3 protein-coding genes are annotated in these 2,068 nt (G+C 36.8%); all 3 read right to left on the bottom strand.

Translation table 11 applies throughout. The features are described from left to right. Positions 1-1,155: iron-containing alcohol dehydrogenase (locus RR539_RS10385; RefSeq protein WP_332483819.1), on the bottom strand; the 1,155-nt coding region annotated here is incomplete at its 3' end. Between the two features lie 74 nt (positions 1,156-1,229). Beyond that, on the bottom strand, positions 1,230-1,595 hold the full coding sequence (locus RR539_RS10380; RefSeq protein WP_332474129.1) for a MerR family transcriptional regulator: 366 nt from the start codon (positions 1,593-1,595) through the stop codon (positions 1,230-1,232). Between the two features lie 10 nt (positions 1,596-1,605). Next, complete coding sequence (locus RR539_RS10375; protein WP_332474128.1) at positions 1,606-2,031, bottom strand: OsmC family protein; 426 nt, start codon at positions 2,029-2,031, stop codon at positions 1,606-1,608. Positions 2,032-2,068 lie beyond the last annotated feature (37 nt).

The raw sequence follows: 2,068 nt of genomic DNA, 5'->3' as shown, positions 1-2,068 counted from the left end.
GGCTTTTAGGATGATTTCACGGCTTACCTCTGGAGTTATTCCTCCGTCTTCTGATAGTGAAGTCATTCCATGGGCCTTAAGTCCTTCTATTATTTCTTCTACTCTATCTTCAGTTACTCCATGGTCGCGAAGATTTGTTGATACTCCAAGGCTGTTGAAGAATTCTCTAGTCTTAGCAATTGCCTTATCTATACGCTCATCTTCACTTCCTTCAACTATGTGCCATACTCTAGCTGCATATTGAAGTAGCTTAGCTCTCTTCTGCTCTCTTCTAACTTCCCAAAGTGCAGGTGCAATGCAGGCTAAAGTCTTAGCATGATCTACTCCAAATATGTTAGTTATCTCATGTCCAATCATATGTGTAGCCCAGTCCTCAGGTACTCCTGATCCTATTAGACCATTAAGTCCCATTGTTGCACACCATACTAGGTTAGCTCTAGCATCGTAATCAGTCGGGTTGTCTATTGTAAACTTACCGATTTCAACTAATGTCTTAAGTATCCCCTCTGATGTTCTATCTTGGAATCTTCCCTCACATGGGAAAGTCATATACTGTTCTGTTGTGTGAATAAATGTATCTATAACACCGTTAGCAACCTGAGTCTTCGGTAGTGAGTATGTGGCTTCAGGGTCAAGTATTGAGAACTTAGGGTAACTTGTTTCACTAAATATAGCAAGCTTCCCTCTTTCTGAACTTATAACTCCTCCACCATTACTTTCTGAACCTGTTGCAGGTAGTGTAACTACTGTACCTATTGGAATTCCTGGTGCAACTTCAACGGGAACTCCTCCATAGTTAAATAAATCAAGTTTATTCTCTCCATTAAATGTAGCAGCAAGTGATATAAACTTAGTTCCGTCCATAACAGAACCTCCTCCAACTGCTAGAAGAAAATCTACCTTCTCTGCTTTAACAACCTCTGCTGCCTTTATTAGAGTAGTAAATTGTGGGTTTGGTTCAATACCACCAAATTCCCCAACTATTCTATCCTTAAGTGCTGCTCTAACTTTATCTAAAACACCATTTTTCTTAATACTTCCTCCACCATATGTAACAAGAACCCTTGCATTCTGTGGCACTAAAGCATCAAGCTTCTCAATTGTATTCTTACCAAACACTATCTTAGTAGGATTATGAAATTCAAAGTTTAACATTAAAAAATCCTCCATTCAAATATTATTCTAATAATAGAATACACCTTAGAGTTAACTCTAAGTCAAAGAATAGACTAGCACTTTGTACTTTTTCCATCGTACCAGTCTAACTTATTATCTATCTTGTTAATACACTTAACTAAGTCTTCTATCTGAAGCTCTAGCTTAGCCCTGTGGTTAAGGAGAATATCCTTACGAGTAGGTATAGTACCATCACCTTCTAAGCTTAGTTCAACTATACTTCTAATCTCACTAATACTCATACCTGTTGACTTAAGACACTTAATAAGCTCAATCCAAGTAATATCAGAATCACTATAAACCCTAATACCCTTGTCGCTTCGAGCAACATTCGGAAGTAAACCTTCCTTCTCATAATATCTTAAAGTATAACTACTTAAACCAACCTTCTTAGCTACATCTCCAACAGTATAATTCATATAATCTCTCCTATGCTTTAATAATAACTTCACTTGTCTTCTTAATATTATCACTTAAAGCATTCCCTACAACACATAAATCATCAACTTTAAGAAGAAAATCCTCTATCTCCTCCTTAGTATGCCCTGTTGCTATTCTATATATAACATTCATACTTACAATTTCCTTCTTAGGAATATGAGTATCACCTACAAATCCTGTCTTATCAACCTCACCTGTTATCTCTACCTCTATGTCACTAAACTCTATATTAAACTTCTTAGCAAGTGATACAAAGGATATTATCTTACACCCTGCAATAGAGTTAAGAAGCATATCCCCAGGAGTCATCCCCCTATCTTCCCCAAATGGAGTAGGCATGTCCATAAGCACATCATGTTCACCTGAAACCCCACTTACACCTAATTTCCCACTATACTTAGCAATACATTTCATAAAATTACCTCCCTATAAATAACATACTCTAATTATC

Origin of the sequence: Clostridium sp., assembly GCF_036639235.1 — a bacterium.
GTDB lineage: Bacteria > Bacillota > Clostridia > Clostridiales > Caloramatoraceae > Clostridium_AB.
The sequence above is the reverse complement of the archived record's forward strand: the minus strand, read 5'-3'. Positions and strand labels throughout refer to the sequence as shown.

What these genes read in the sequence shown, in the direction of transcription:
- RR539_RS10380 (WP_332474129.1), bottom strand. Translation starts at nt 1,595, where the DNA reads ATGAATTATACTGTTGGAGATGTAGCTAAGAAGGTTGGTTTAAGTAGT.
- RR539_RS10375 (WP_332474128.1), bottom strand. Translation starts at nt 2,031, where the DNA reads ATGAAATGTATTGCTAAGTATAGTGGGAAATTAGGTGTAAGTGGGGTT.